General features: G+C 62.1%; 4 protein-coding genes. All 4 read left to right on the forward strand.

The window, feature by feature from the left end; all coding sequences use genetic code 11:
* Nucleotides 1–161: 161 nt before the first annotated feature.
* The 4 genes from Q8K99_01350 (at nucleotide 162) to Q8K99_01365 (ending at nucleotide 3,483) form a co-directional block, all read left to right on the forward strand.
* A complete protein-coding gene (locus Q8K99_01350) occupies nucleotides 162–641 on the forward strand; it encodes a GNAT family N-acetyltransferase (GenBank protein ID MDP2181201.1) in 480 nt (159 codons plus the stop codon).
* A gap of 118 nt (nucleotides 642–759) precedes the next feature.
* Nucleotides 760–1,695 (forward strand): hypothetical protein, encoded by a 936-nt coding sequence (locus Q8K99_01355; GenBank protein ID MDP2181202.1) that lies wholly within the window; start codon nucleotides 760–762, stop codon nucleotides 1,693–1,695.
* Nucleotides 1,696–1,862: 167 nt separating this feature from the next.
* Entirely contained in the window at nucleotides 1,863–2,810 is a 948-nt protein-coding gene (locus Q8K99_01360) for a hypothetical protein (GenBank protein MDP2181203.1), read from the forward strand.
* Between the two features lie 145 nt (nucleotides 2,811–2,955).
* Complete coding sequence (locus Q8K99_01365; protein ID MDP2181204.1) at nucleotides 2,956–3,483, forward strand: GNAT family protein; 528 nt, start codon at nucleotides 2,956–2,958, stop codon at nucleotides 3,481–3,483.
* The last annotated feature ends 233 nt before the right edge of the window (nucleotides 3,484–3,716 follow it).

A 3,716-nucleotide genomic window follows, 5' to 3' on the forward strand; every position in this document is an offset into this window, starting at 1 on the left:
AGGGGATCGCCGCACCGTTCGACTGGAAGTTCACCCGCGACGACCTCGCCGAACTCATGGCGAAGCTATCGGATACGGCGGTGCGGGCCGCGGCGTGAGGAGGGACGGTTACGTGAGCGAACTTACGGTTTGGAGTACTAGGTACAGCAGCGAGGAGCGCTGTGGAAGTCCAATCGCTGTCACCGGACTTGCGGTCGTGGGCGAACGCGCTTGTCGCCCAACACTTCGGTTCGACCTCCGTCGTCTCAAGGGACGTCCTCCACGATGTCTCGCTTCTTCCCGCCCTCGTCGCCATATCCGGTGGACAGCCACTCGGCGTCTTGCACTACCGACTCGATGACGACGAATGCGAGATAGTCAGCCTCGTGGCAGCCACCAGCGGCCTCGGTGCAGGTTCCTCGCTCGTGAAAGCCATCTGTGGCCTTGCTGCAGAGAGTGGTTGCGAGCGCCTCTGGCTGGTGACTACGAATGACAACTCCGCCGCGCAGGATTTCTACCGCGCGCGAGGCTTCTCGCGAATCTCCATCTATCCAGGAGCGGTGGCAGCGGCAAGGCTCCTCAAGCCAGAGATACCTCTCGTGGGCCAGAACGGAATCCCTATCGAGGATGAGATCGAATACGAGTTGGCGCTGCGTACCTAACCCCGGCTTCGACACAGACAACCCTCGGCCGTGAGAGCTATGCTCTCACCGAGGCCGCAAACGGCCTCGGCTTGCTGGTCAAGCCGTAACACGTTCGACCGACCAATGCGAGGTTGCCGTGGACTACCTAGCCATCGCGAATCGCGCACAGCTCGGGCACCGGCTTGCGCTTCGACGGATCATGGTCATCCACGAACTCGAAGCGGCCAAGACGCTCTTCGCCAAGTCCAAGGGTTCTCTGTCCATGTCCTCTCGCGAAGACCGCTTCCTCAGGTCAGCGTTCCTGGTCGGCGTATTCAGCCAGGTTGAGGCCTATATGTGCGACATGGCCATCGAGCTGCTGGTCGCCTTCCCCGGCAAACTACCCAAGAAGGACATCAACCTCGAGAGATTCGCCTTGTCGGGATCCATCGTCGAGACAATCAGAGCGAGCGCGGCTGAGCATGTGAACGGGGTGACGTTCAACAAGCGCTTCCCGGACACGGTTAGGACGCTGCTTGGTTTCTTCGACTCCAAGAAACCGCTCGATGACACGCGCCTCTCTGTTGTGAACGAGGTGAAGTGCACTCGCGACGTTGTGGTGCACAACGGGGGCATTGTCGACGATCGCTACCTCGCCAAGGCTGGCTCTCGGAGTCGAGGGGAGGAAGGCAAGCATGTTCCGCTCGATGACGCCTACATCGAAGACTCGATGGACGCTATCATCGGCCTCCTGTCGGAATTCTACGAACTCGGACCGGCCCGCTTCACAGGGTGGGTGCCATCACGAGCGTTTCGGGAGATGTGGGAAGGCACTGTGCTGGAGAGCCTCGTCCCCTTCAACGACGCTTGGCAGATCGAGGAGCGAGAGGATCACGATCGGGTAATCCTCAAAGAAGTGTCGTGGCGCTGGTCGTCCAGCGAGAAGATGTTGTTCGACTTCTTCCTAGCTATCCATAACCCTCGGAATCCTGCCATCGACACCAACGTCGTCCAGGCGCTTCAGAGATGGAAATCGCCATCGTCCGAGAATCGCATCATGCGCTCGTGGCTAGACACCCCCTTCTGGCTCTAGATGCGTGTTCATGGCGGGCGGTCGAACCCGGGCGTCAACCTGACAACGCCGTGTCAGGTAGACTCAGGTCCGGAGCAGGCGTAAGCGTTGCAGGTTACGCCCAAGAACGTTCGACAGACAGGAACTGAAGCGACCGGCGAGCGTCGGGACATGTTGGGGGGCGGGGCGTGGATCTGTTCTGGCTTGAGCTCGCGTTCTTGTGCGTGCCGCCTGCGGCCATCGCGGCATTTGTCGCGTTGGGACTCAAGCGGCACGCACCACACGGGCCTCGACGCATCGCTATCGCAGCAGCAGTGGCGGCCGTGCTGACGATCGTGTTCGGCCTCGTGTTCAGCCTCGGCGCAGGCTTCCCCGAGTCCTGGGCCACAAGACTTGTCGGGCCTGTGTTCGGGAAATCCCTGTCGCTCTTGTATCTGCTCGAACAAGTTGGCGAAGACACCGACCCCGTGGTCTACGTCTTCTTCGCGCCCGCGCTCCTGGCGCTGGAGACGTTCGTGTTCACGTTCCTCGGAGTCACGCTCTTCGATCTCCTGAGGAACAAGGAACGCAGACCCTGGACGCCGGCCCGCGTGATAGCCGTGTCCCTGACGGCCGTCTGTCTTGCAGCCGCTCTCGTGGTGTCCTTCTCCGGCCATGAGCTCTACCCACCGCAGAAGCCGTCGTCGGCGGACGTCGACCGAGTCCGGGTCGCGCTCGAGGACTACACGAAGAGCGATTCGGGCGGGCAGGCGAAGCTCGATCGGCTCGAGGTCGAACTCGAGACGCAGTCGCAGCACAGTGACCTGCAAAGGAAGGACTACTTCTACCACGCATATTTCGATGTCGAGGGAACCGACGCTGTCGTGTTCATGTCGTTCCCGCACGACGTGGAGTTGTCCAGCATCCCGGCCGTGGCGACGCACCTGGACTTCACGGATGACGAGCTGGCGGTGTTGCAGGCCTACTCGAAGGTGACGAGCACCCCGGCGGAACTCGTGTGTCAGAACGACCTTGAGTACTCAGTCGAAGACGACATATGGTTGGTACAACCCGCCTCGGCGCTGTCACCCGATGAGCCCGAGTACACGTTCGAGCGTTTGGACGACGGCACCTTCAGGCTATTGGAGAGCGAATAGACCGATTCGGTTCGGCGCAGTGAGGGCTACTGTCGAACCCCGGCATCGAGCGGACGGCGCAAGCGCTAGGATGAACATGGACGGCGAAACCGGCCGCTCATGCCGTAACACGTTCGACAAACCTTCGCATCGGCTCGGGGGAGCCATGACTGACTCGGTACTTCAGGGGCGGCGTACGCGTCTACGGTTGCTTGCGCCGGACGATCTGCCGGCTCTGGCGGACATCGCACGTCAACCCGGCGTACAGCCGTGGTGGACGGACACCAGCGAGGCCGGGCTCCGGGCGGCACTGCTCGACGCCCCCGACACCTCGTCATGGGCGATCATCGTGGACGGCGGGTTCGCCGGTGCCGTCTCAGCGTACGACCTCGGCTGGCCGCCTGGTACGTCGGTCGGTCTGGCCATCGTGCTGGGCGACGCATCGCAGGGTCGAGGCCTGGGCCCGGAGGCGCTCTCGGTGGTTATTGCACATGTCATTTGCGAGCGAGGAGTCCATCGGTTCACGGTCGATCCGGCCGCAGACAACCGGCGCGCCATCCGCGCCTACGAGAAGCTCGGGTTCCAGCGCGTCGGGGTCATGCGCCAAAGCGAGTCCGCACCTGACGGCGCGTGGCGCGACTGCATGCTGATGGATCTGCTCGCACATGACTTCATCGATTACTCGGAGGACTGAGGCTGTCGGCCGGTTGTCGAACAAGGGCATCGACCCGACTTCGCAAGTCCTCGGCTACCATGTGAGTCAACGGGCGCGGGTCATGCCCAACAACGTTCGGCAGACGGATCACTCTCCGCGAAGACCATGAATATGGTGGGTGACCTGCGAGCCCAGGTCTCCTGACTCTCCCTCGGCGCATGGTCTGACCTACGGAACCGGTCGCGCCTTGAAGCATCCGTTCGGCGCGAGCG

It is taken from the genome of Actinomycetota bacterium, assembly GCA_030682655.1.
In the GTDB taxonomy this organism is placed as follows: domain Bacteria; phylum Actinomycetota; class Coriobacteriia; order Anaerosomatales; family JAUXNU01; genus JAUXNU01.

Excerpts from the sequence above, each read along its gene's own strand:
- Q8K99_01365 (MDP2181204.1), top strand. The coding sequence starts at position 2,956 with ATGACTGACTCGGTACTTCAGGGGCGGCGTACGCGTCTACGGTTGCTT.